The following is a 22987-nucleotide window of genomic DNA, read 5'->3' on the forward strand; positions in this document are numbered from 1 at the left end:
TATCCTTGTTCTTCGACCGTCCTGAGAGTGGCGAACGCGCCATTCTCGTTCATTTGCAGTTGTCTGATGGCACTGAGCAAGAAAGTCCCAAAGAACTTGAAGAACTCGCACTGTCAGCAGGCGCCGATCCGGTTGAATTCCTGACGGGCAGTCGTGCTCAACCCAGCTCTAGATTTTTTATCGGCTCCGGGAAACTCGATGAGTTACGGCAGCTGGTTAATTTACATCAGGCAGAGCTGGTGATCTTCAATCACGCCTTAAGTCCGACTCAGGAACGTAATATAGAACGTGAGATCCAAAGTCGGGTATTGGATCGTACTGGGCTTATACTGGATATCTTTGCTCAGCGTGCCCGGACTCACGAAGGTAAGTTGCAGGTTGAACTTGCGCAGTTAGATCATATGTCAACGCGCCTGGTGCGTGGCTGGACCCACTTGGAACGACAGAAAGGGGGTATTGGTCTGCGTGGTCCGGGTGAGACTCAGCTTGAGACTGACCGCCGGTTACTGCGCGCCCGGATGAAATCGATTCATAAGCGCTTGGAAAAAGTCCGTAAGCAACGTGATCAGGGACGGCGTTCTCGGATGCGTGCTGAGGTACCGACACTGTCGTTGGTGGGTTATACCAATGCCGGAAAGTCCACGTTGTTCAATCGATTAACTGCCTCGCAGGTATACGCGGCGGATCAGTTGTTTGCTACTTTGGATCCGACTCTGCGCAGAGTAGAGGTTCAGGATGTGGGGCCAGCTATTCTGGCAGATACGGTAGGGTTTATTCGCCATTTGCCGCATAAGTTGGTGGAGGCTTTTCGGGCTACGCTCCAGGAGACTGTGGATGCAACGCTGTTGCTGCATGTCATTGATTGCCATGATGACGAGCGGCACGGGCATGTTGCAGAAGTGGAAAAAGTTTTACAGGAGATCGGAGCTGACGAAGTTCCGGTGCTTGAGGTCTACAATAAAATCGACCTGCTACCTGGACGGAGTTCACGTATCGACCGCAACGAAGAGGGTAAGCCTCAGCGGGTGTGGTTGTCAGCCGTGAGTGGCGAAGGCTGTGATTTATTGTTTCAGGCGGTCAGTGAGCTGCTGGCTGAAGATGTTTTTCATCAGGCGCTTGTGTTACGGCCCGACGAGGGGCAATTCCGGGCGAGATTGTATGCGGCGGGTGCTGTGGTTCAGGAGCAAACCGATGCGGATGGCAATGCAGTATTAGAAGTCAGGATGCAGAAGAAGGATATGTTGCAGTTATTGAGTCGTTTGGGCTTGCCTGCGGAACGATGCTTTACTTCTTCAGTCCATTAAAAAGCGTGTCAGTTATCTGTGACTTTCCCTATACACAGGGTAGGTGGGCAGGTATCTTACGCTTCACAACTAAAGGTAGTTTTGACGGAGATCTTTATGTCCTGGAATGAGCCGGGAGGCAATGGCAATAATCAGGATCCCTGGGGTGGTAATAACCGCGGTGGTCGTAATGGCGGTGATCAGGGGCCGCCTGATCTGGATGAGGCGCTGCGCAAGCTGCAGGATAAGCTGAATAGCTTGTTTGGTGGCGGCAAAGGTCGTTCCGGTCGTGGTGACGGCGGGGGTGGTAAAAGCAGCAGTGGCCGGATGATTCTGGTTGTCGCTATTGTGGCTGTACTGGTCTGGATGGGGCTGGGTGTCTACACCCTTGATCAGCAGGAGCGCGGTGTTGTGCTTCGGTTGGGGAAATACCATGAAACGGTAGGTCCCGGTCTGCAGTGGAATCCGCCTTTGATTGATATCGTGACGCCGGTCAACGTTACTCGTGTCCGTACGCGTGATCATCGTGCTCTGATGCTGACTAAGGATGAGAACATTGTTGATGTAGAGATGACCGTGCAGTATGTCATTTCTGATACTGAGTCCTTTGTGCTACGAGTCCGTGACCCGGAAGCAAGTCTGTCTCATGCGGCTGAATCAGCACTGCGTCACGTAGTAGGTTCGACCGATATGCACTCTATCCTGACACAGGGTCGTGATGCTCTGTCGATTCAGGTGCAGGCTCGCCTGCAGCAGTACATGAATGAGTACAATACAGGTCTGCAGATATCCAAGGTCAATATCAAAGAAGCGAAAGCGCCTAACCAGGTGCAGAATGCGTTTGATGATGTGATCAAGGCGCGAGAGGATGAGCAGCGAGTGAAAAACGAGGCTGAGTCTTATTCAAACGGCATCATTCCTGAGGCGCGTGGTCGTGCCCAGCGTATGCTGGAAGAGGCCAGTGCATACCGTGAAGAAGTTATTGCCAGGGCTCAGGGTGATGCGCACCGTTTCTCGGCACTGTTAAAGGAATATGAGAAGGCGCCAGTGGTAACGCGTGAGCGTCTGTATCTGGATTCGATGCAGAAAGTTTTGGCTGAAAACCCGAAAATTCTGATTGATGTGGAAGGTGGTAATAACATGATGTACCTGCCGCTGGATAAGCTGTTGCAGAACCGTGGTGTTGCAACTGCCAGCAAGGACCCGGTAAATCTTAACAGCGATAGCTTGCGGGAATTGACCGACCAGGTGGTTGATCAAATTCGCCTGCGTCAGGAAACCAGAAGGGAGGGGCGTTAACATGCAGTCCAAATCCATATTTGGTTTGATTGTTATTGGTGCTGTGATACTGCTGGCGCAAAGTACTCTGTATATTGTTAAAGAGACTGAACGTGCGGTGTTGCTGAAATTTGGTGAGGTGTATAACGCCGATGTGACGCCCGGTATCCACTTTAAAATTCCTATCGTTAACAAGGTGCGAATTTTTGATTCCCGTGTTCTGACTCTTGATGCGCGCCCTCAGGCATATCTGACGCTGGAGAAGAAACGACTGATCGTTGATTCATTCGTCAAATGGCGGGTGGGTAATGTAGAGAAATTCTACACTGCGACTTCTGGTGATGAATTCAAGGCGGCTCAATTGCTGTCTGACCGGGTCGATACGGGCCTGCGTAATCAGTTTGGTGAGCGTACTGTGACCGAAGTTGTGTCCGGTGAGCGTGAAGAGCTGATGGCAGAGCTAACTGCTAATCTGAGTAAGATAGCTCTGACGGAACTGGGGGTTGAGGTAGTTGACGTACGGGTAAAACGTATCGATCTGCCGCCTGAAGTCTCAGAGTCTGTATATCAGCGTATGCGTACTGAGCGTGAGCGTGAAGCCAGAGAGCTGCGTTCCCGTGGTAAAGAGCTGGCTGAGGGTATTCGTGCTGATGCTGATCGCCAGAAAACCGTTATTGAGGCTCAGGCCTATCGCGAGTCAGAGGAGATTCGAGGTGAAGGTGATGCTGGTGCGGCAAGTATTTATGCCGAAGCTTACTCAGCTAACCCGGAATTTTACTCCTTCCATCGCAGCCTGCAGGCCTATCGTGAATCGTTCGGTCAAAATGGTGACGTGTTATTGCTGAAGCCTGATAGCGACTTCTTCAAGTACCTGGATAAATCTACGGCACCTTGAAGCGATTGGTAGAAAAAAACATGTAATCAGGGGCGATTTTCCCTGATTACATGATAGAATACGGAAACCGGGTTTTGCCCGGTTTTTTTGTGGCAGTGTGGAATTGGATTGGCAGTATGCCCACTGAGTTTTGGCATGAATTAGCGATTGCTTTCTGTCTGATGCTGATTCTGGAAGGTGTTATCCCGTTTCTGTATCCGCAGCGCTGGCGTAATCTGGTTCAGCAGTTAGCGCGAGTAGACGACCGTGTATTGCGCGTCATCGGTTTTGCCAGCATGCTGGCAGGCCTGATTTTGTTATATCTGGTGAATTGAGAGTGGCTGGCATTGGCCGGCTAAGAGAAATAACGGAGTATTTACATGGCATTGGCCGATCGCTGGCTGCTTCCTGAAGGCATCAAAGAGCTGTTACCACCCAAAGCATACGGGGTGGAGTTGTTGCGTCGGCGGTTGCTGGACCTCCATGTTAGTTGGGGTTATGAATTGGTGATGCCGCCCCTGGTTGAGCACCTCGATTCATTGCTCACAGGTGTTGGACGTGATCTTGACCTGAATACCATTAAAGTGACCGATCAGTTAAGCGGTCATAGCCTGGGGGTGCGTGCCGATATCACACCTCAGGTTGCACGTATTGATGCCCACCGCCTGCGTCAGGAAGGGGTTACCCGTCTTTGTTACTGCGGCACAGTTGTGCATGCGCGTCCGGCGCAGCCGCTGGCTTCGCGTAACCCGCTTCAGATTGGTGCTGAGTTATATGGTCATGCCGGTATTGAAAGCGATGTTGAGATAATTGGCCTGATGATGCAAACCTTGCAGTCGGCTGGGGTGCAGCAGGAACTGACGTTGGATCTGGGCCATGTTGGTGTATTCCGTGGTCTGCTGGGCTGGACTGGTTTGGCTGCGACCCAGCAAGAAGAATATCAGGATATCCTGCGGCGTAAGGCTTTGCCGGAGTTGCAGGCTTATGTCGATGGTCTGGCGCTGGATGCGGTGAAAAGTCAGGCATTGCTGGCATTGCCGCAGTTGAATGGTGGCAGTGAAGTCTTGCAGAAAGCATTGACTGTGTTTGCCGAAGCGCCGGTTGAAGTCATTGAAGCTATTGATTACCTGCAGCAGTTGGCCGCGCGTATTGCGCTGCGCGAACCGTCACTGGATCTGTATTTCGATCTCAGTGAATTGCGCGGTTATAACTATCATACCGGTGTTGTATTTGCGGCTTATACACCCGCTTTTGGTCAGTCAATCGCCAGTGGTGGGCGTTATGATCATATCGGTAGTGATTTTGGCCGCGCCAGGCCAGCGACTGGTTTCAGTGCTGACCTGAGCACGCTGGCAGAATTATCTAATGCTTCCTTTGCTGGGTCGCGCCGTATTTTGGCGCCGGCATTGGAAGATGCTGCTTTGTTGCAGCAGGTCTCGCTTCTGCGGCAGCAGGGTGAAACCGTGATCTTTGCGTTGACTGGTGTAGCGCCGTCAACGCCTTGTACCGCGGAGTTGGTACAGCAAGAGGGTCAATGGCAAGTCGTTGATCTGTAATCAGATTTATTTTTTGATCGAATTCAAGTAGGCAGCAATGGGCAAAAACGTAGTTGTTCTGGGTACCCAGTGGGGTGATGAAGGTAAGGGTAAGATCGTAGATCTGCTGACAGACCAAGCCGCTGCTGTGGCCCGCTTTCAGGGCGGTCATAATGCGGGTCATACCCTGGTTATTGATGGGGAAAAAACCGTTCTGCACCTGATTCCATCCGGAATCCTGCGTGAAAACGTAGTCTGTATGATCGGTAATGGTGTGGTGCTTTCGCCTGAAGCGTTGCTGAAAGAGATAAAAGGGCTTGAAGAGGCTGATGTGCCGGTGCGTGAACGCTTGCGTTTGAGTCCTTCGTGTCCGTTGATTTTGCCGTATCACGTAGCTTTGGACCAGGCGCGTGAGCTGGCGCGTGGTAATGCCAAAATTGGTACCACCGGTCGTGGTATAGGCCCTGCGTATGAAGATAAAGTAGCGCGCCGGGGTTTGCGTCTGGGTGATCTGTTAGCGCCTGAACGGTTTGCGGTCAAGCTTAAAGAAGTGATGGAATACCATAATTTTCAGCTGCAAAATTACTACAAGGTTGATCCGGTAGATTATCAGACAGTACTGGATGAAGCGCTGGCAATGGGTGATCAATTAGCACCGATGGTGGCTGATGTCACCGCTATGTTGCATGACCTGCGTAAGCGCGGTGAAAACATTATGTTTGAGGGCGCGCAGGGTTCGCTGCTGGATATTGACCATGGTACATACCCTTATGTGACCTCTTCGAATACTACTGCGGGTGGTACTTCAACGGGTAGTGGTTTTGGTCCGTTATATCTCGACTACATTCTGGGTATCACCAAGGCTTACACTACCCGTGTCGGTGGTGGGCCGTTCCCTACCGAGCTACATTGCGATATCGGCAAAGGTTTGGCTGAGCGTGGTCATGAATTTGGTTCTACCACTGGTCGTGCGCGGCGTTGTGGTTGGTTCGATGCGGTTGCGTTGCGTCACGCTATTCAGATTAATTCGGTGTCTGGTATCTGTTTGACTAAGCTGGATGTGTTGGATGGCATGGAGCAGATTAATATCTGTGTTGGCTATAAGGATGCGTCAGGTAATGTCGTGACTTCACTCAGCGGTAGTGAAGACTATGAGGCGGTGCAGCCCGTTTATGAAGCTTTACCTGGTTGGCAGGAATCTACAGTGGGTGCCAAGTCAATCGATGCATTGCCTGCAGCTGCAGTGAATTATATCAAGCGGCTGGAAGAGCTGGTTGAGGCGCCGGTAGATATCATCTCTACTGGTCCTGATCGTGTGGAAACCATTGTCTTGCGTAATCCTTACGGGGTGTAACAAGCGTCGGCAGATAAAAAAACCGCGATTATAATCGCGGTTTTTTTTGGTCAATATAAAGCCTGAATGTTATTTAAGGCTGTCAGTTAAGCAGGGTTTCAGACTCTGCAGCAATGACTTAAACATTTTCGGGTTGGCTGCAACCAGGTGGCCGTTATTGCGGAACTGGTTATCACCTTTGAAGTCGCCAACCAGTCCGCCAGCTTCTTGTACCAGCAAGATGCCGGCTTCCATTTCCCACTGATTCAGACCGATCTGATAGAAGCCGTCGATTCGACCGGCGGCGGTATAGGCTAAATTCAGTGCGGGTGAGCCGCCGTTGTAAATGGTTCCGCCGGCGAGTGTCATAGAGCGGAAAATATCCAGATAGGCTTCCAGGTGTGGCTTATCACTACTGCGGTTGAAAAAGCCGGTGCCAATCAGTGACTGATCAATTGTTTTGTGGTTGCTGACGCGTAGCCGCTTGCCGTTGAGCTGAGCGCCTTTGCCGCGGCTAGTCGTGAACTCTTCCCCAGTAACCGGGTTTAGTACGAGGGCATGTTCGATTCGATTTTTATGTTGGCCAGCCATGCTGATAGCAAACACCGGCAGTCCATTGGAAAAATTGGAGATGCTGTCGATTGGATTGATGTACCAGGTGAATTCAGTAATATCTCCCTGGGCGGCGTGCTCGCCGGTATATTCACCAATCACACGATGCTGCGGGTAAGCCTTTTGAATACTGTGAACAATGCTCAGTTCGGCTTTTTTGCAGGTATCGTTCAGTAAGCTGTTTACTTCACTGGGGTCGGTTTTAATAAGGTCGAGCCGTTCAACGGCACGTACAATCTGTTCGCCTGCTACGCGCGCGGCGCGTAGAGCGATATTCACCATGGGTTGCATCAGTAGGAAACCTGCAGACAGTTCTATTTAATGAACGCATTATACCCGAGGAATCGGGGTGGCTGAACTGCTGAATCCAGATCTGTTAGAATGTTGCCCCTTTCATAGGCTGGTGAGCTATGTCGCAGAATATCCGTATCGTACTGGTGAATACCACACATCCCGGCAATATTGGTGCTGTTGCCCGGGCAATGAAGAATATGAACCTGTCTGAGTTGCATCTTGTTGCGCCAAAATTTTTCCCTCATGAAGAGGCGATTACGCGCTCGTCTGGCGCTACAGACCTGCTGGATAATGCCGTGGTACACGCCAGTTTGTCCGAGGCGATCTCGGATTGTCATCTGGTGGTGGGAACCAGTGCGCGGGGTCGGCATATTCCCTGGCCGTTGGTTAATCCTCGGGAGCTGGCGGGTATTGTTAGCTCAGCGGCGGCGGATACCCGGGTAGCCATAGTATTTGGTCGTGAAGATCGGGGTTTGACCAATGATGAGCTGCAATTGTGCCATCAGCATGTGCATATTCCGGCAAATCCTGACTTCTGCTCGCTAAATGTCGCCGCTGCCGTTCAGGTTATCAGTTATGAATTGCGAATGGCTTCGCTCTATGCGGCAGGTGCTAGGGAAGATCAGCCTCAGTGGGGTACGCCTTGGGATATCGAGCTCGCTGAAAATGCTGAGCTTGAGCGGATGTTTGAGCATCTGGAGCAGACTCTGGTGGATATTGAGTTTCTTGATCCGGAAAACCCGCGTCAGTTGATGCCCCGATTGCGTCGGCTTTTCCTCAGGGCGGTGCCGGATAAAGTAGAGGTGAATGTACTGAGGGGTATCTTAAAAGCCGTACAAAAAAGGATCAGCGGTTAGTGGCATGGGGATTTGATATCTTTCATGGTAAAATTCCGCCCCAAAAAAATTATGCGAGCGCGTTAATTCCGACACTTTTACTGGGTTATAAAGTTGACTCTTTTTGTCAGGTATTGCATAATACCCGCAACATGCAGACAAGCATTTTGGGTGAAAAATTATGCGATTAACCACCAAGGGAAGATACGCTGTAACAGCGATGCTTGATCTGGCCCTGCATGAAGGTAATGGGCCGATCAGCCTGGCTGATATTTCTGAACGTCAGGGGATTTCTCTGTCATATCTGGAGCAACTATTCGCGAAGCTGCGCCGCAATGAGCTGGTGCGCAGTGTGCGTGGTCCAGGTGGTGGTTATCAGCTAAACCGGAAGCGTTCGGCGATTAATGTGGCTGAAGTGATTGACGCGGTAAATGAATCCGTGGATGCGACTGGATGCCGCAATCAAGCTGATTGTCAGGGTGGTGAAATCTGTCTTACGCATCATTTGTGGTGTGACCTGAGTGAGCAAATTCATGGGTTCCTCAGTGGGATTTCCCTACAGGAGCTGGTCGCAAGACGCGACGTACAAGAGATTTCAAACCGACAGGATCGGATACATATGGAGCAGATTTTGGTTCCATCTACAGAAGATCGTGTTGGTCGTGAAGAAGCAGTAGTGTGAGCAAGGCTCGGAGAAGAGAATGAAAACACCGATATATCTGGATTACTCTGCAACAACCCCGGTTGATCCGCGGGTAGCTGAGAAAATGATGGCCTGCCTGACTCAGGATGGTAATTTTGGTAATCCTGCGTCCCGCTCCCACTTGTTCGGCTGGAAAGCGGAAGAAGCGGTTGAGATTGCACGTCGCCAGGTGGCGGATTTGATTAGTGCTGACCCACGGGAAATTGTGTGGACGTCTGGTGCAACCGAATCTGATAACCTCGCGATTAAAGGTGCTGCGAACTTCTATCAGCGCAAAGGTAAGCACATTATTACCTCTAAAATTGAGCATAAGGCGGTTTTGGATACCTGCCGTCAGCTTGAACGTGAAGGGTTTGAAGTGACTTATCTGGCACCGGGTCAGGATGGTCTTATTCAGCCGCAAGCGGTGGCTGAAGCGATCCGGGAAGATACGATTCTGGTGTCGCTGATGCATGTCAATAACGAAATTGGCACTATCACGGACATTGCTGCAATTGGTGAATTGACCCGTTCGAAAGGCATTATCTTCCATGTAGATGCCGCGCAAAGCCTGGGTAAGATTGAGATTGACATGGACGCGATGAAAGTTGATCTGATGTCCTTCTCGGCACACAAAATTTATGGTCCTAAGGGTGTTGGTGCCCTGTATGTTCGTCGTAAACCACGTATCCGCCTGGAAGCGCAGATGCATGGTGGTGGGCATGAGCGTGGTATGCGTTCCGGTACGTTGCCAACTCATCAGCTTGTAGGTATGGGTGAAGCCTGCCGAATTGCCAAAGAAGAAATGGCTGACGAAGCCAAGCGTCTGGCAGCTCTGCGTGATCGCATGATGTCCGGGCTGAATGATATTGAAGAAGTTTATATGAACGGTTCTGCCACTGAACGAGTGCCGGGCAATCTGAATGTCAGTTTTGCTTTCGTTGAGGGTGAATCACTGTTGATGTCACTGAAAGATCTGGCTGTATCTTCTGGCTCAGCCTGTACATCGGCAAGTTTGGAACCGTCTTATGTTCTGCGTGCGCTGGGACTTAGCGATGAGTTGGCACACAGCTCCATTCGTTTTTCGTTCGGGCGTTTCACAACTAACGAAGAAGTGGATTGCGCTGTTAAGCAGATTCACCACGCAGTTATGAAATTACGTGAGCTATCGCCTCTGTGGGATATGTTCAAGGATGGTGTTGACCTAAGCAAAGTTGAGTGGGTTCACCACTGATTATCACAGAGATTTTGAGGAGATTATCATGGCTTATAGTGAACAGGTAATTGATCATTACGAAAACCCGCGCAACGTCGGCAAGATGGATGATAAAGATGGATCCGTTGGCACCGGCATGGTGGGTGCGCCAGCCTGTGGTGACGTAATGCGTTTGCAGATCAAGGTGAGTGATGCTGGCATTATCGAAGATGCTAAATTCAAAACCTATGGCTGTGGTTCTGCTATTGCGTCCAGCTCACTGATAACTGAGTGGGTTAAAGGTATGTCGCTGGATGAAGCATCTGAATTGAAGAACACGACAATTGCTGAAGAGTTGGCTCTGCCACCAGTGAAAATTCACTGTTCAGTATTGGCGGAAGATGCAATCAAAGCCGCTATTGCTGATTACAAGCAGAAGCAAGATAAGTAAATTTTAGGCCCCTGTTACTTGGAGTTCGAGCAATTATGGCTATTTCCATGACCGATGCCGCGGCGAACCACGTTGCCCGTTATCTTGAAAAACGTGGTCATGGCGAAGGTGTTCGTTTGGGTGTCCGTACATCAGGCTGTTCAGGCATGGCATATGTGCTTGAATTTGTCGATGACGTCCAATCCGAAGATGAGGTGTTTGAAGTGCAGCAGAACCTGAAGATTATTATTGATCCAAAGAGTCTGCTGTACCTCGATGGCACTGAGCTTGATTTCGTCAAAGAAGGGCTGAACGAAGGCTTTAAGTTCAACAATCCCAATGTCTCTAGCGAGTGTGGTTGCGGCGAAAGCTTCAATGTCTGATTAAGCCGGGCAGGATTGATGGATATCAGAAAAAATTACTTCGAATTTATCGGCCTGCCGGTTGCCTATCAACTTGACCTGATCCGTTTGTCGGATCAGGCTCGAGAACTGCAAAAAACACTTCATCCTGACCGTTTTGCGCACCTTTCAGACCAGGAGCAGCGTCGGGCTGTGCAGTATATGGCCTATCTGAACGAGGGTGTTTCCACCCTTAAATCTCCGTTGCGGCGCGCCCAGTACTTGTTGTCTCTAGCTGACATTGATACTCACAATGAGTCGTCAACGCCGATTGACCCCATGTTTCTGATGCAACAGATGGAGCTGCGAGAACAACTGGAGTCAGTGATGGATGCGAATGATCCGTTGGCTGAGCTTGAAGCACTATCTGAAGCAGTTGAAGATCAGTTGAAGTTACTGCGTCAGTCGTTTGCTCAGCAGTACGAGGCACCGGATCTGGATACGGCCACGGTAACTGTCCGTAAAATGCAATTTATTGAAAAACTGGCCACAGAGATCGAGCGTCTCGAAGATCAGTTGGATGACTAATCAAAACTATGGCGTTGTTACAGATAGCTGAACCGGGGCAGAGCGCTGCTCCGCATCAACATAAATTGGCGGTAGGTATCGATCTGGGTACCACTAATTCATTGGTGGCGTCCGTACGTAGCGGCGAGCCTGTCACTCTGCCGGATATGAACGATCGTTCCCTGTTGCCCTCTGTAGTGCGTTATATGCCCTGTGGCTCGCATCAGGTTGGTTACGAGGCGCTCAGTCATGCTTCTGATGACCCGTACAATACGATTATTTCCGTCAAGCGCCTTATGGGGCGTGGTGTTGCAGACCTGAAGTCGCTGAGTACTGAAGGCTCGTACCGTTTTTCTGGTGAGCCGGAGGGGATGCCGTATATCGAAACAGCGGCGGGTAAAAAAAGCCCGGTACAGGTGTCGGCGGATATTCTCAGTACGCTGGCTGAGCGGGCTGAAGCCGCGCTGGGTGGTGAGCTGACGGGTGCCGTGATTACAGTGCCGGCCTATTTTGATGATGCTCAGCGCCAGGCCACCAAAGACGCTGCCCGGCTAGCCGGTTTGAAAGTATTGCGCTTGTTGAATGAGCCTACAGCGGCTGCAGTGGCGTATGGTTTAGATCAGGGTGGCGAAGGTGTCATCGCTGTGTATGACCTGGGTGGTGGAACCTTCGACATCTCTATCCTGCGCCTGAATAAAGGGGTCTTTGAAGTATTGGCGACCGGGGGCGATAGTGCCCTGGGTGGTGATGACCTGGATTATGCGCTGGCGCAATGGGTGGCTGAAGAACTGAACCTTGGGGCTTTGAACGCCTCTGAGGCGCGGCAGCTTACCGAACAAGCTAAAGGTGTCAAAGAGCAGTTAAGCACCCAGTCAGAAGCGACAATTGCTCTGAATTTGGCAGGTGTTAAGCATGCACTGACCATTAGTCGTGTCCAGTTTGATGAGTTGATCGCGCCGCTGGTAAAGCGCACACTGCGTGCCTGTAAACGGGCGCTAAAAGATGCGGGTGTATCTGCTGCTGAAGTTGGTGAAGTGGTGATGGTGGGCGGGTCAACTCGTGTGCCGTTAGTGCGTTCGCAGGTGGAGCAGTTATTCGATCGTCTACCGCATGTGGATATCGATCCTGATAAAGTCGTGGCTATTGGTGCTGCATTGCAGGCTGACGTATTGGCGGGTAATAAGCCTGAGAGCGATATGTTGTTGCTGGACGTGATTCCGCTCTCTTTAGGGCTTGAAACCATGGGAGGTCTGGTAGAGAAAGTAATTCACCGTAATACCCCTATCCCGGTGGCTAAAGCGCAAGAATTTACCACCTATCAAGATGGTCAGACTGCAATGATGATTCATGTATTGCAGGGTGAGCGAGAGCTGGTAGATGATTGTCGCTCGCTGGCGCGCTTCGTGTTGCGTGGTATCCCGCCGATGAATGCGGGTGCAGCCAAAATTCGTGTGACCTTTCAGGTTGATGCGGATGGTCTGCTGGGGGTTGCTGCTAAAGAATTGGTGTCGGGTGTTGAAAGCTCGGTGCAGATCAAGCCTTCATATGGGCTTGGTGATGCAGAAATTGCCGATATGCTGCAGCAGTCTTACCTTAATGCGAATTCGGATAAAGAGGCGCGAGCACTGCGTGAACAACAGGTTGAGGCAGATCGCTTATTGGTCTCCTTACGGGACGCCTTGCAGGTGGATGGTGACTTGTTAACTGACGAAGAGCGGCAGCAGTTGCAGGCTGAAATGGACAAGCTAGACATCCTGAAGCAGCAGGCAGATAGTCAGGCGATTGAAAGTGGTATTCAGGCATTGGCGCGGGCATCGGATGAATTTGCAGGCCGCCGTATGGATCAAAGTATACAGAAGGCATTGCGCGGGCATACCGTGGATGAAATTGAGGGGAATCAGTAGTGCCACAGATTATCTTTTTACCAAATGATGAGTTGTGCCCGGAAGGGAAGGTGATTGAAGTAGATCCGGGCGTCACTATCTGTGATGCAGCGCTGGAACACGGTATCGAAATTGAGCACGCTTGTGAAAAGTCCTGTGCGTGTACCACCTGTCATGTGGTTGTGCGTGAAGGCTTTGATTCCATGGAGCCTTCTGACGAGTTAGAAGATGATATGCTGGATAAGGCTTGGGGCCTTGAGCCGGAATCGCGTTTAAGTTGTCAGGCCGTGGTTGGTGATACTGATCTGGTGGTGGAAGTGCCTAAGTATACGATCAATCAGGTTTCTGAACGTCACTGAGGGTTAAATTATGTCTCTGAAGTGGGTTGATGTTTACGATATTGCTATTGAGCTGTGTGATCAGTTTCCAGAGCAAGACCCGATGAAGGTCAGTTTTCCTGAACTGTATGAGATGGTGATGGCACTGGAAGCGTTTGATGATGATCCGCAGCGCTGTGGTGAAAAGATTCTTGAAGGCATTCAGATGGCCTGGCTTGAGGAGCTTGAATAAGCCAGCTTGGTGGCAATACGACATGCAATTGCGGGCTACTGTTTTCTGACACCGCTCTGGCGTATAATCCGCCCCGCATTAAGGTGGTATCCAAAAGCATACTGTATGGCAGGCATGAATCGCCGGCGGCATGTTTTTAGATACCTCTTTTTTTCATCTTTATTATGGGAGCTAAATGCATGGCCACTGAACGTACTTTGTCCATCATTAAACCGGATGCTGTTGCTAAAAACGTAATCGGCGAAATCGAAAGCCGTTTTGAAAAGGCAGGTCTGAAAATTGTTGCTTTGGAAATGAAGCAGCTGAGCCAGGCTGAAGCCGAAGGTTTTTATGCAGAGCATAAAGAACGCCCGTTCTTTGCTGACCTGGTGGCATTTATGACTTCAGGCCCTGTCGTAGTGCAGGCGTTGGAAGGTGAAAATGCTATTGCTCTTAACCGTGAGCTGATGGGTGCAACTAACCCGAAAGAAGCGGCTGAAGGTACTATTCGTCGTGATTTTGCTGAGTCTATCGATGCCAATGCGGTACACGGTTCTGATTCTGCAGCGTCCGCTGAGCGTGAAATTGCCTATTTCTTCGGCAAGTAATTGCTGATGCTTGCGCCTGTGCCTTAGTATTCGGTACAGGCGTTTTGCGTTATATGGGCAGCAACTGAGAATCGCACCATGACTGAAGCACAAACCAAAGTAAACTTGCTGGGTATGACCCCGACTAAGCTGGAAGCCTTTTTCGAAGAAATAGGTGAAAAACGCTTTCGTGCAGTTCAGGTGCTGAAGTGGATTCATCAGTTGGGTGCTACTGACTTTGAACAGATGACGAATATCAGCAAGGCGCTGCGTGAGAAGCTGAGTGGCATTGCTGAAATTCGTGAGCCTGAAGTGCTGCTGGAGAAAACCTCTAAAGATGGCACCCAGAAATGGGTTATGCGCACGCAGAGTGGATCCAGCGTCGAAGCGGTGCTGATTCCTGAAGGTGAACGTAAAACCCTGTGTGTTTCTTCTCAGGTTGGCTGTTCGTTGGATTGCAGTTTTTGTTCTACCGGTAAGCAAGGTTTTAACAGTAACCTGACCACGGCAGAAATCATTGGTCAGTTACGTATTGCTATCCGTGCCAGCGGTAAATTCGACACCACCTCTCAGCGGGCCGTCACCAATGTGGTACTGATGGGTATGGGTGAGCCGCTGATGAACTTTGATAATGTTGTCGATGCGGTGCAGCTAATGATGGAGGATAATGCCTATGGTTTATCCAAACGTCGTGTTACTTTGTCGACTGCCGGTGTTGTTCCTGCTATTGATAAACTGCGTGAAGTCACCGATGTTTCTTTAGCGGTATCACTACACGCCCCCAATGATGCATTGCGTGATGAGCTGGTACCGATCAATCGCCGTTATCCTATTGATGAACTGATTGCCGCTTGTAACCGTTACTTGGAAAACTTGAGTGATAAGCGGGTGATCACGGTTGAATATACAATGATTGCTGGCGTAAACGATCAGCCAGAGCATGCTCGCCAGTTGGTCAAGGTGCTGCGCCGTATGCCGTCCAAACTAAATCTGATTCCATTTAACCCATTCCCAAATTCCGGCTATGAACGGCCTCAAGAAGACGCTATCCTCGCTTTCAAAGAGATTGTGGTACGAGGTGGTATTGTGACCACTGTTAGACGTACGCGGGGCGATGAAATTGATGCCGCTTGTGGTCAGTTGGTTGGCCAGGTTGCTGATCGTACCCGCCGCAGTCAGAAATATATTCCTATCGTTCAAGAAACCGGCAGCGGGGAGTCAGACCGACTGCAATAGGAGAGACATAGTGAGAGGGATTTGTCAGTTCGTCATCGGGGTATGTCTGCTGGGTCTGGTTGGCTGTAGTTCGCCGCAACCTCGTCTGGGTGGTAGCGAATTGAAAACCTATGATGTCTATACTCGCCTTGGCTTTGAGTATCTCCAGGAAGGTGATACCAGTAACGCCAAACAATCTTTTCAACGTGCGATCGAAATGAACAGCGGTTATGCCGAGGCGCATAACGGACTGGCGCTGGTGTTTCAGTTGGAAGGTGATACCGCTCTGGCGGAAACTTACTATCGTAAGGCCACCCAGCTGGAACCTGATTCAGCGATGATGCATAACAATTTTGGTGCCTTCCTGTTTGCTAACCAACGCTATGAAGAAGCGTGTCAGGAAATTGCCCGTGCGACAGAAGACCCCTTTTACACGCGTCGCTCCCAAGCTTTCGAAAATCTCGGGCGTTGCTATCGACTGCTGCAACGTGATGATGCTGCCAAGCATGCTTTTCAACGTTCGTTACAGGTCACCCAAAATCGTCCGGTTTCTCTGGTGGAACTGACCGATCTGCTGATTGATGCAAATGAACCAGCAGACGCAGGTAAATATTTTGACCGTTTTCTGGAACTGGTGGACAAACGGCAGACTGAGCATTATGCAAAAAGTTTGTGGGTAGGTATTCGTCTTGAGCGGATGCGGGGTAATACCTCGCGTGCTGCCACTTTTGCATTGATATTAAAAAATCTGTACCCAGAATCTGAAGAGTATCAACAATATAAGGAGTCTTCCCGTTGAGCAGTGAAGAACAAGCGGGACAGGATGGACTGACATCAGTCTGCTGGGGTGAAACACTCAAAACCGCGCGTGAAGCGCGCGAGATGCCTCAGTCGCAGGTGGCGGCGCAGCTAAATCTGCCGGTAAATTATATCCATATACTGGAGAACAGCTCAGTCGTTGGTTTGCCAAGCCTAGTTTTTGCTCGGGGCTATATTCGTGCTTATGCCCGCCTAGTGAAGCTCGATGACAATGCGCTGATTATTGAGTTTGATAAATCATTTCCCGGCAATGGCGCTAGTCAGGCTGGGCAGGTGAAGTCGGTATCACGCATAAGGCAGCAGGCGAAGGTGAATGACCCGCTAATGAAGCTATTCACCTGGTTGTTTGTGTTAGGCATTATTTTGTTGACCTTCTGGTGGTGGCAGACCCAGTCAGGCTCTACAGTGACAGGCGTTGAGCCAGATCAGGCTGTGCAACCTGTCGCTGATGCACCGGTGGTAAATCAGGATGGCACGTTGGTGTTACCCAAACTTGATGAAACCGACACCGACACCGCGGGTAGTGGCATCAATGATATAGAAACGGCATCTGCGGCAGTCTCTGAACCTGAGCCGGTTTATCTGTCCGATGATGAATTAACCGCTTTGCAGAATGACTTGGATCAGAATGCCTCTACCCAAGATGAAGCACAGTCGCTTGTGTCAGCGGAAGATAGTGTTGCTCCAGCGGAAATGGTGGAGACTGGCTTGGTCATCGAGTTTGCCGCCGACTGCTGGGTATCAGTGCGTAACCAAACAACGGGTCAGCGATTGGTGGGTGATACTCGCCGCAGTGGTCAGACCCTGACTCTTGATACGGGTGCGCCACTCAAGATTATCCTCGGTGCAGCGGATGCTGTCAGTGCGGTGCGATACAATGGCGAGGATATTGAACTCGCGGCATACAGTAGCAACAATGTCGTCCGGTTATCATTGCCCCTCTCGGAATAATTTAGCAGTACAAGGTTAGTCACTTGGCAAAAATACAAGCCATTCGCGGCATGAACGATATTCTGCCGCAGGAAACGCCAGTCTGGCAGTATCTGGAGCAGACAGTACAAAATGTATTGTCTGCCTATGGTTACGCAGAAATTCGGATGCCTGTAGTAGAGCAAACCAATCTCTTTAAGCGTTCTATCGGTGAGGTTACCGATATTGTTGAGAAAGAGATGTACACCTTTGAAGACCGTAATGCTGAAAGCTTAACATTGCGTCCGGAAGGGACTGCCGGTTGTGTACGTGCCGCAGAAGAGCATGGGCTGTTATTTAACCAGATGCAGCGTCTCTGGTATCGCGGCCCGATGTTCCGCTATGAAAAACCTCAGAAAGGACGTTATCGTCAGTTTCATCAGATTGGTGTTGAAACCTTCGGTATGGCTGCGGCAGATATTGATGCTGAAGTCATTCTGCTTAGTGCTCGCTTGTGGCAGACCCTGGGTTTATTGGATTCGGTAACGCTGCAACTTAATTCGTTGGGCAGTAACGAAGCGCGCGCGGCGTATAAAGAAGCGCTGGTTACCTACCTTGCTCAATATCGCGAGCAGCTGGATAAAGACAGTCAGCGTCGACTGGAGAGTAATCCACTGCGTATTCTCGATAGCAAAGATGAGAATACCCAGGCAATTCTCCAGGACGCTCCGGTACTTGCGGATTACTTGGATGAAGAGTCCAGGGCGCATTTTGCAGAATTGACGGCAATTCTTGATCAGGCCGGTGTGGAATATGAGATCAATCCACGTCTTGTTCGGGGCTTGGACTACTACTGTAAAACTGTTTTTGAGTGGGTCACGGATAAGTTGGGCGCGCAGGGCACTGTCTGTGCTGGCGGACGTTATGATGGCTTGGTCAAACAGCTTGGAGGCAAACCAACCCCCGCGGTGGGATTTGCCATGGGCGTGGAGCGGTTGGTGCTGCTGTTGGAAACACTGAGGTGTGTGCCGGAAGCACTGCGTCAGCCATTTGATGTCTATCTTGCGGCAGAAAGTAAAGGTTTTCAGTCTGAAGTGGTTCTGCTGGCAGAGCAGTTAAGGAATGATTTGCCAGGCCTGCGGATTCGCATTCATTGCGGTGGTCTGAAAAATATCAGTCAAAAAGCCAAGCAAACCGGGGCTCCGGTTGTTGTCCTGATAAAAGGCTCGGCAGAGAATAATTTATCGGCTACCCTGTGGCATCGCGATGAGCCGGTATTTGATGTTGCACTAGACACATTGGCCGGTAAGATTGCTGAAATATCTCAGCACAACGCATAACTCTACAGAATAATAGGTAAGGGGATATCAGGGTGGCTGAATTACGCACCGAAGAAGAACAGGTTCAGGCCCTTAAACAGTGGTGGAAAGAAAATGGCAAATCGCTGCTGTTGGCGATTGCGGTTTCCTTGGCGCTTGTTGCTGGCTGGCAGGGTTGGCAAAAACAGCGTGCGGCCACTGCTGAAGGCGCATCAATAACCTACCAGAATATGATGGATGCTGTTGCTGGCGCTTTGGGCCCACAACAGGATGAAGCTAAGTTGGCAACGGCTCAGCATTTGGCCAATCAACTGGTAACCGAATTTGACGGCACAGCTTACTCTTATTTTGCGGGTTTGGTTCTGGCGCGTTTGGCGGTTGACCAAGGTGAGCTTGATCAGGCCGCAGAGCGGTTGGATTGGGTTATAGCTCAAACGCCTGCAGAGCCAGTGCGAATTCAGGCGGTTATTGGCAAGGCACGTATTCTAGTTGCTCAGGATCAGGCTGACGAGGCGTTGACACTGTTGAGTTCTCAGACAACAGAGCTGTTCGCGGCAGAGCGTCATGAATTACTGGGCGATATCCACCTTCAGTTAGGTGATAAACCCGCAGCTTTAGCGGCATATGAGTCAGCGCTTGCACTTGCACCCGGTGTGATACTGGAGATGAAAATTCATGATCTGACAGGTGAGGGCAGTTAAATGAAACGTCTGCATCTGTTGTCGGCAGGCTTGGTCTGTCTGCTGCTTGCTGGTTGTGGTTTTTTTGGTGATGGGGGTGATGCTATCAAGCCTTCACCTTTGGTGGATTTTGAGCCGCAGAAACAAGTTAAAGTTCTTTGGTCAGTCAATGTTGGTGAGGGTCTAGGTAGTAAATATCAGCAGATTCAGCCGGTTGTTGGCGAAGACGCAGTTTACGCCACTGATGTTGAAGGCAACGTATTTGCTTATCGCCGTGACAGCGGTGAGCTGATCTGGCAGCAGTCTTTGCAACAGACCATTGTCGGTGGGGTAGGCGCCGGGTTTGGTCAGCTGGCCGTGGCTGCTGAAAATGGTGAAGTCATTGTGCTGAATGCCGAGGACGGGACGGAGCTTTGGCGGGCCACGCTGAATTCTGAGTCCATTGTGCCGGCGCAGTTTAATAAAGAGATTGTAGTATTTCAGGTGATAACCGGAAACTTAGTGGCATTTAATGCCCAAACCGGGCAGCGCCTATGGACCTTTGATACGCAGATACCCGGCTTGACACTGCGTGGCACCAGTTCGCCTATCGTTGCGGCAGATGTCACGTTTGCGGGTTTTGCTAATGGCAAATTTATCGCTATCGATAACAATAAAGGTGTCGAGTTATGGGATGTCCGTGTAGCGCTGCCGGAAGGTCGCTCAGAACTGGAGCGTCTGGTGGATATCGATGCGCGAGCTTTATTGGTTGATAAAACCCTGTATGTGAATAGCTTCCAGGGTCGACTGGTGGCGATTAACCCGTTCCGTGCTGAGATCCTCTGGTCTAAAGATATCTCCAGCCACCGCGCAATGGCCTCTGGCTTTGGTAATATTTATGTCAGCGAAGCTAATGATGCTGTGCAGGCGTTTGATCTGGGTAGCAGTGCTAGTGTTTGGCAACAGACACAGTTGGCCAACAGGCAGATAACGGCGCCGACGGTATTGGGAAATGCTGTTGCGGTTGGTGATTCAGAAGGCTACATACATTTTATGTCTCAGGTCGATGGCAGCTTTGTCGCGCGTCATCGTATCGACTCCTATGGCCTTAGTGGTGCACCGGTATCGAGCGATGACGTCTTGTACATGATGAGTGATAATGGTCGCCTTGTAGCCCTTACTCTGGAATAATTCTCGTCTGAACAGCCTGGGCGGCTATCTGTGATAACGGGTAGCCGCCGTTTTTTATTTAGCCCTGCACATAAGCAGGAATGGAAAATCGATGCTTCCGGTAATAGCTCTTGTGGGTCGTCCCAATGTGGGTAAATCGACTCTTTTTAATCGTCTGACGCGCTCGCGTGATGCGCTGGTTGCGGATCTGCCTGGACTGACACGTGATCGGAAATATGGTGAGGGTCAGTTGGACGACCAGGATTTTATCGTGGTGGATACCGGAGGTATCAGCGGCGATGAGCAAGGCATTGATTATGAAATGGCCAAACAGTCATTGCAGGCGGTGGAAGAAGCTGATGTTGTGATGTTCTTAGTGGATGGCCGTGCGGGGCTTAATCCCAGTGATGAGTTGATTGCCAATCACCTGCGTCGCCAGGAAAAGCCTTGTTACTTAATCGTCAATAAAACGGATGGTCTTAATCCTGATGTGGCGGTGGGTGATTTTTATTCCTTGGGTATTGGGGAGCCGCTACCCATCGCAGCCTCTCATGGCCGCGGTGTCACTCAGCTGTTGGAGTTTGTGCTGTCTGAATTGCCAGCTCCGGAAGAACTGGATGAAGCCCACCTCAAAGAGATTGAGCGCAGTATTAAAATTGCTATTGTTGGTCGTCCCAATGTGGGTAAATCAACTTTGGTGAACCGCCTGTTGGGTGAAGATCGGGTTGTGGTGTTTGATGAAGCGGGTACTACCCGAGACAGTGTTTATATCCCTTATGAGAGAGACGAAAAACACTACACCCTGATTGATACTGCAGGTGTGCGGCGGCGTAAAAATATAAAAGAGGCGGTAGAAAAGTTTTCCATTGTGAAAACCCTTCAGGCTGTGCGAGATGCCAATGTTGTAGTGGTGGTGATTGATGCTCGTGAGGGTGTCACTGAGCAGGATATGCATATGCTCAGTTTCGTTATGGACACAGGTCGTTCGCTGGTCATCGCGTTAAATAAATGGGATGGCATGAACGGCGAAGAAAAAGACCGTGTCAAAGAGCAGATACAGCGCCGACTGGCGTTTGCTGACTTCGCCCGTTTCCATTTTATATCGGCGTTGCATGGCAGCGGCGTGGGTAATATGTATGACTCTGTTGAGGAAGCTTATAGCTGCGCCATGCAAAAGTGGCCAACCAACAAGCTGACCCGCTTCCTAGAAGATATAGTGGCAGAGCATCAGCCACCAATGGTAAATGGTCGGCGTATTAAGCTGCGTTATGCTCATCAGGGCGGCTCAAATCCGCCAATTATCGTGGTGCATGGTAACCAGACAGCGGCTTTGCCAGGCGCTTATAAGCGTTATCTGGAAAATAAATTCACTAAGGTATTGGGTATTCGTGGTACGCCCATCCGTTTTGAATTTAAATCCAGTGAAAATCCGTTTGAAGGTAAGAAAAACCAGCTGACTGGACGACAGTTGGCAAAAAAAGAACGCTTTAAGCAGCATGTGCGTGCGCTGAAAACTCAAACACGTAAAAAAGCGATGAAGAAAAAGTAATGTCGGTGCAGGCGAACTGGCCGATTGGGGTGTTTGATTCTGGTGTGGGTGGCTTAACGGTACTGAACGCTTTGCGTCAGCGGTTGCCGCAGGAAAACTTGCTATACCTTGGCGATACCGCAAGGGTGCCTTATGGGACGAAAAGTAGTTTATCTGTGACACGTTATGCAGAGCAGGCGGTTGCCTGTCTGTTACGTAATAACGTGAAAATGATTGTGGTGGCTTGCAATACTGCATCAGCAGTCGCCATTGAGCCCCTTAGAGCGTTGTATCCTAATTTGCCAATCGTGGGTGTTGTAGAACCTGGCGCAGAAGCCAGTTGTGATGCTAGCCGTACGGGTCATATTGGTGTGATTGCCACCGAAAGTACGGTCAATAATGCTGCCTATCAAGCGGCTATACTGAAGCGAAACCCTGATGCTTCTATCGTCGCCCAGGCTTGTTCGCTATTTGTTGCCTTGGCTGAAGAGGGCTGGCATGACGGAGAGTTGGTCGACCAGATCGTAACTCAGTGTTTGGCTCCCCTGAAACAGGATCAGCACGCGCGGATAGATACTCTGGTATTGGGCTGTACTCATTTTCCTGCTTTACAGGGTAGTATTGGCCGCGTCATGGGAGATAAGGTGACACTGGTGGATTCAGCAGATACAACCGCCAGATACGTCGCCAAACAGTTGCAAGAACACCAGCTTGCGAATCTGATGAAATGCTCCGGTGAAGTTAACTTTATGGTCACGGATGGTCCGGAACGCTTCGTGCGGGTGGCCAATCATTTCTTTTCGGAAGCCATCGATCTCGCTCGGGTTCAGGTGGTGGATATTCAGCATTTAGAACCGGCAGAAGGTTAATTGGAAAAGTCGTTGACAGTGCCAGGTGGTGCTGTAAAATGCGCCGCCAGTTCCAGTTGAAACAGTCCGGATTTCAGGTCTTCAAAAAACCTTAAATTATCTCAAAAAAGCTGTTGACCCTTAAGGAACAGGCCGTATAATACGCGCCTCGCTTGAGCGGAAGTTCAAGCACGCTCTTTAACAAATTGATCAGATAATTCGTGTGGGCGCTTGTTGGGAT

25 protein-coding genes are annotated in these 22987 nt (G+C 50.2%); 24 read left to right on the forward strand and 1 reads right to left on the reverse strand.

The window, feature by feature from the left end; genetic code table 11:
* Positions 1-5: 5 nt before the first annotated feature.
* From hflX to ACFVYJ_RS06080, 6 genes are all read left to right on the forward strand, one after another.
* Positions 6-1304, forward strand: coding sequence for a ribosome rescue GTPase HflX (gene hflX / locus ACFVYJ_RS06055; RefSeq protein ID WP_419415814.1), 1299 nt, complete (start codon positions 6-8; stop codon positions 1302-1304).
* 96 nt (positions 1305-1400) lie between these two features.
* Positions 1401-2582: an FtsH protease activity modulator HflK gene (gene hflK, locus ACFVYJ_RS06060; protein WP_419415813.1), complete on the forward strand. Its 1182-nt coding sequence runs from the start codon at positions 1401-1403 to the stop codon at positions 2580-2582.
* Position 2583: 1 nt separating this feature from the next.
* Positions 2584-3456 (forward strand): protease modulator HflC, encoded by an 873-nt coding sequence (gene hflC, locus ACFVYJ_RS06065; protein WP_419415812.1) that lies wholly within the window; start codon positions 2584-2586, stop codon positions 3454-3456.
* Positions 3457-3572: 116 nt separating this feature from the next.
* On the forward strand, positions 3573-3770 hold the full coding sequence (locus ACFVYJ_RS06070; protein ID WP_419415811.1) for a DUF2065 domain-containing protein: 198 nt from the start codon (positions 3573-3575) through the stop codon (positions 3768-3770).
* Positions 3771-3815: 45 nt separating this feature from the next.
* Positions 3816-4991 (forward strand): ATP phosphoribosyltransferase regulatory subunit, encoded by a 1176-nt coding sequence (locus ACFVYJ_RS06075; protein ID WP_419415810.1) that lies wholly within the window; start codon positions 3816-3818, stop codon positions 4989-4991.
* A 37-nt stretch (positions 4992-5028) separates the two neighbouring features.
* The gene (locus ACFVYJ_RS06080) at positions 5029-6324 is read left to right on the forward strand and encodes an adenylosuccinate synthase (RefSeq protein WP_419415809.1); all 1296 of its coding nucleotides are present in this window, start codon (positions 5029-5031) and stop codon (positions 6322-6324) included.
* A gap of 69 nt (positions 6325-6393) precedes the next feature.
* On the opposite strand, the gene ACFVYJ_RS06085 is transcribed toward ACFVYJ_RS06080, so the two are convergent.
* A complete protein-coding gene (locus ACFVYJ_RS06085) occupies positions 6394-7206 on the reverse strand; it encodes an inositol monophosphatase family protein (protein WP_419415808.1) in 813 nt (270 codons plus the stop codon).
* 119 nt (positions 7207-7325) lie between these two features.
* Between ACFVYJ_RS06085 and ACFVYJ_RS06090 the strand changes: the two genes are divergently transcribed.
* From ACFVYJ_RS06090 to murI, 18 genes are all read left to right on the forward strand, one after another.
* Positions 7326-8066, forward strand: coding sequence for an RNA methyltransferase (locus ACFVYJ_RS06090; protein WP_419415807.1), 741 nt, complete (start codon positions 7326-7328; stop codon positions 8064-8066).
* Positions 8067-8226: 160 nt separating this feature from the next.
* Positions 8227-8727, forward strand: coding sequence for a Fe-S cluster assembly transcriptional regulator IscR (gene iscR, locus ACFVYJ_RS06095; RefSeq protein WP_419415806.1), 501 nt, complete (start codon positions 8227-8229; stop codon positions 8725-8727).
* Between the two features lie 19 nt (positions 8728-8746).
* Positions 8747-9961 carry an IscS subfamily cysteine desulfurase gene (locus tag ACFVYJ_RS06100; protein ID WP_419415805.1) on the forward strand — a complete coding sequence of 405 codons (1215 nt, stop codon included), beginning with the start codon at positions 8747-8749 and terminating at the stop codon, positions 9959-9961.
* Between the two features lie 28 nt (positions 9962-9989).
* The gene (gene iscU, locus ACFVYJ_RS06105) at positions 9990-10373 is read left to right on the forward strand and encodes a Fe-S cluster assembly scaffold IscU (protein ID WP_419415804.1); all 384 of its coding nucleotides are present in this window, start codon (positions 9990-9992) and stop codon (positions 10371-10373) included.
* A 35-nt stretch (positions 10374-10408) separates the two neighbouring features.
* Positions 10409-10735, forward strand: coding sequence for an iron-sulfur cluster assembly protein IscA (iscA, locus tag ACFVYJ_RS06110; RefSeq protein WP_419415803.1), 327 nt, complete (start codon positions 10409-10411; stop codon positions 10733-10735).
* Between the two features lie 18 nt (positions 10736-10753).
* On the forward strand, positions 10754-11281 hold the full coding sequence (hscB, locus tag ACFVYJ_RS06115; RefSeq protein WP_419415802.1) for a Fe-S protein assembly co-chaperone HscB: 528 nt from the start codon (positions 10754-10756) through the stop codon (positions 11279-11281).
* An 8-nt stretch (positions 11282-11289) separates the two neighbouring features.
* The gene (gene hscA / locus ACFVYJ_RS06120; RefSeq protein ID WP_419415801.1) at positions 11290-13164 is read left to right on the forward strand and encodes a Fe-S protein assembly chaperone HscA; all 1875 of its coding nucleotides are present in this window, start codon (positions 11290-11292) and stop codon (positions 13162-13164) included.
* A complete protein-coding gene (gene fdx / locus ACFVYJ_RS06125) occupies positions 13164-13502 on the forward strand; it encodes an ISC system 2Fe-2S type ferredoxin (protein ID WP_419415800.1) in 339 nt (112 codons plus the stop codon). Before hscA ends, fdx begins: the two co-directional genes overlap by 1 nt.
* A gap of 10 nt (positions 13503-13512) precedes the next feature.
* The gene (gene iscX / locus ACFVYJ_RS06130; RefSeq protein WP_419415799.1) at positions 13513-13713 is read left to right on the forward strand and encodes a Fe-S cluster assembly protein IscX; all 201 of its coding nucleotides are present in this window, start codon (positions 13513-13515) and stop codon (positions 13711-13713) included.
* Between the two features lie 179 nt (positions 13714-13892).
* Complete coding sequence (gene ndk / locus ACFVYJ_RS06135; RefSeq protein WP_419415798.1) at positions 13893-14300, forward strand: nucleoside-diphosphate kinase; 408 nt, start codon at positions 13893-13895, stop codon at positions 14298-14300.
* A 78-nt stretch (positions 14301-14378) separates the two neighbouring features.
* Positions 14379-15515 carry a dual-specificity RNA methyltransferase RlmN gene (gene rlmN, locus ACFVYJ_RS06140; protein ID WP_419415797.1) on the forward strand — a complete coding sequence of 379 codons (1137 nt, stop codon included), beginning with the start codon at positions 14379-14381 and terminating at the stop codon, positions 15513-15515.
* Positions 15516-15525: 10 nt separating this feature from the next.
* Positions 15526-16293: a type IV pilus biogenesis/stability protein PilW gene (gene pilW / locus ACFVYJ_RS06145; RefSeq protein WP_419415796.1), complete on the forward strand. Its 768-nt coding sequence runs from the start codon at positions 15526-15528 to the stop codon at positions 16291-16293.
* The gene (locus tag ACFVYJ_RS06150; protein ID WP_419415795.1) at positions 16290-17264 is read left to right on the forward strand and encodes a RodZ domain-containing protein; all 975 of its coding nucleotides are present in this window, start codon (positions 16290-16292) and stop codon (positions 17262-17264) included. Before pilW ends, ACFVYJ_RS06150 begins: the two co-directional genes overlap by 4 nt.
* A gap of 23 nt (positions 17265-17287) precedes the next feature.
* Complete coding sequence (gene hisS / locus ACFVYJ_RS06155) at positions 17288-18562, forward strand: histidine--tRNA ligase (RefSeq protein WP_419415794.1); 1275 nt, start codon at positions 17288-17290, stop codon at positions 18560-18562.
* 32 nt (positions 18563-18594) lie between these two features.
* The gene (locus ACFVYJ_RS06160) at positions 18595-19242 is read left to right on the forward strand and encodes a YfgM family protein (RefSeq protein ID WP_419415793.1); all 648 of its coding nucleotides are present in this window, start codon (positions 18595-18597) and stop codon (positions 19240-19242) included.
* On the forward strand, positions 19243-20391 hold the full coding sequence (gene bamB, locus ACFVYJ_RS06165; RefSeq protein WP_419415792.1) for an outer membrane protein assembly factor BamB: 1149 nt from the start codon (positions 19243-19245) through the stop codon (positions 20389-20391). It abuts the gene before it with no gap.
* Between the two features lie 91 nt (positions 20392-20482).
* Positions 20483-21919: a ribosome biogenesis GTPase Der gene (der, locus tag ACFVYJ_RS06170; RefSeq protein WP_419415791.1), complete on the forward strand. Its 1437-nt coding sequence runs from the start codon at positions 20483-20485 to the stop codon at positions 21917-21919.
* Positions 21919-22767: a glutamate racemase gene (gene murI, locus ACFVYJ_RS06175; RefSeq protein WP_419415790.1), complete on the forward strand. Its 849-nt coding sequence runs from the start codon at positions 21919-21921 to the stop codon at positions 22765-22767. Before der ends, murI begins: the two co-directional genes overlap by 1 nt.
* Positions 22768-22987 lie beyond the last annotated feature (220 nt).

The organism is Pontibacter sp. JAM-7, from assembly GCF_048548695.2.
GTDB lineage: Bacteria > Pseudomonadota > Gammaproteobacteria > Pseudomonadales > Balneatricaceae > Neptuniibacter.

Bases quoted from the DNA above. Each gene is read 5' to 3' on its own strand.
- hflK (WP_419415813.1), top strand. From the start codon at position 1,401: ATGTCCTGGAATGAGCCGGGAGGCAATGGCAATAATCAGGATCCCTGG.
- hflC (WP_419415812.1), top strand. From the start codon at position 2,584: ATGCAGTCCAAATCCATATTTGGTTTGATTGTTATTGGTGCTGTGATA.
- ACFVYJ_RS06070 (WP_419415811.1), top strand. From the start codon at position 3,573: ATGCCCACTGAGTTTTGGCATGAATTAGCGATTGCTTTCTGTCTGATG.
- ACFVYJ_RS06075 (WP_419415810.1), top strand. From the start codon at position 3,816: ATGGCATTGGCCGATCGCTGGCTGCTTCCTGAAGGCATCAAAGAGCTG.
- ACFVYJ_RS06080 (WP_419415809.1), top strand. From the start codon at position 5,029: ATGGGCAAAAACGTAGTTGTTCTGGGTACCCAGTGGGGTGATGAAGGT.
- ACFVYJ_RS06085 (WP_419415808.1), bottom strand. From the start codon at position 7,206: ATGCAACCCATGGTGAATATCGCTCTACGCGCCGCGCGCGTAGCAGGC.
- ACFVYJ_RS06090 (WP_419415807.1), top strand. From the start codon at position 7,326: ATGTCGCAGAATATCCGTATCGTACTGGTGAATACCACACATCCCGGC.
- iscR (WP_419415806.1), top strand. From the start codon at position 8,227: ATGCGATTAACCACCAAGGGAAGATACGCTGTAACAGCGATGCTTGAT.
- ACFVYJ_RS06100 (WP_419415805.1), top strand. From the start codon at position 8,747: ATGAAAACACCGATATATCTGGATTACTCTGCAACAACCCCGGTTGAT.
- iscU (WP_419415804.1), top strand. From the start codon at position 9,990: ATGGCTTATAGTGAACAGGTAATTGATCATTACGAAAACCCGCGCAAC.
- iscA (WP_419415803.1), top strand. From the start codon at position 10,409: ATGGCTATTTCCATGACCGATGCCGCGGCGAACCACGTTGCCCGTTAT.
- hscB (WP_419415802.1), top strand. From the start codon at position 10,754: ATGGATATCAGAAAAAATTACTTCGAATTTATCGGCCTGCCGGTTGCC.
- hscA (WP_419415801.1), top strand. From the start codon at position 11,290: ATGGCGTTGTTACAGATAGCTGAACCGGGGCAGAGCGCTGCTCCGCAT.
- iscX (WP_419415799.1), top strand. From the start codon at position 13,513: ATGTCTCTGAAGTGGGTTGATGTTTACGATATTGCTATTGAGCTGTGT.
- ndk (WP_419415798.1), top strand. From the start codon at position 13,893: ATGGCCACTGAACGTACTTTGTCCATCATTAAACCGGATGCTGTTGCT.
- rlmN (WP_419415797.1), top strand. From the start codon at position 14,379: ATGACTGAAGCACAAACCAAAGTAAACTTGCTGGGTATGACCCCGACT.
- bamB (WP_419415792.1), top strand. From the start codon at position 19,243: ATGAAACGTCTGCATCTGTTGTCGGCAGGCTTGGTCTGTCTGCTGCTT.
- der (WP_419415791.1), top strand. From the start codon at position 20,483: ATGCTTCCGGTAATAGCTCTTGTGGGTCGTCCCAATGTGGGTAAATCG.
- murI (WP_419415790.1), top strand. From the start codon at position 21,919: ATGTCGGTGCAGGCGAACTGGCCGATTGGGGTGTTTGATTCTGGTGTG.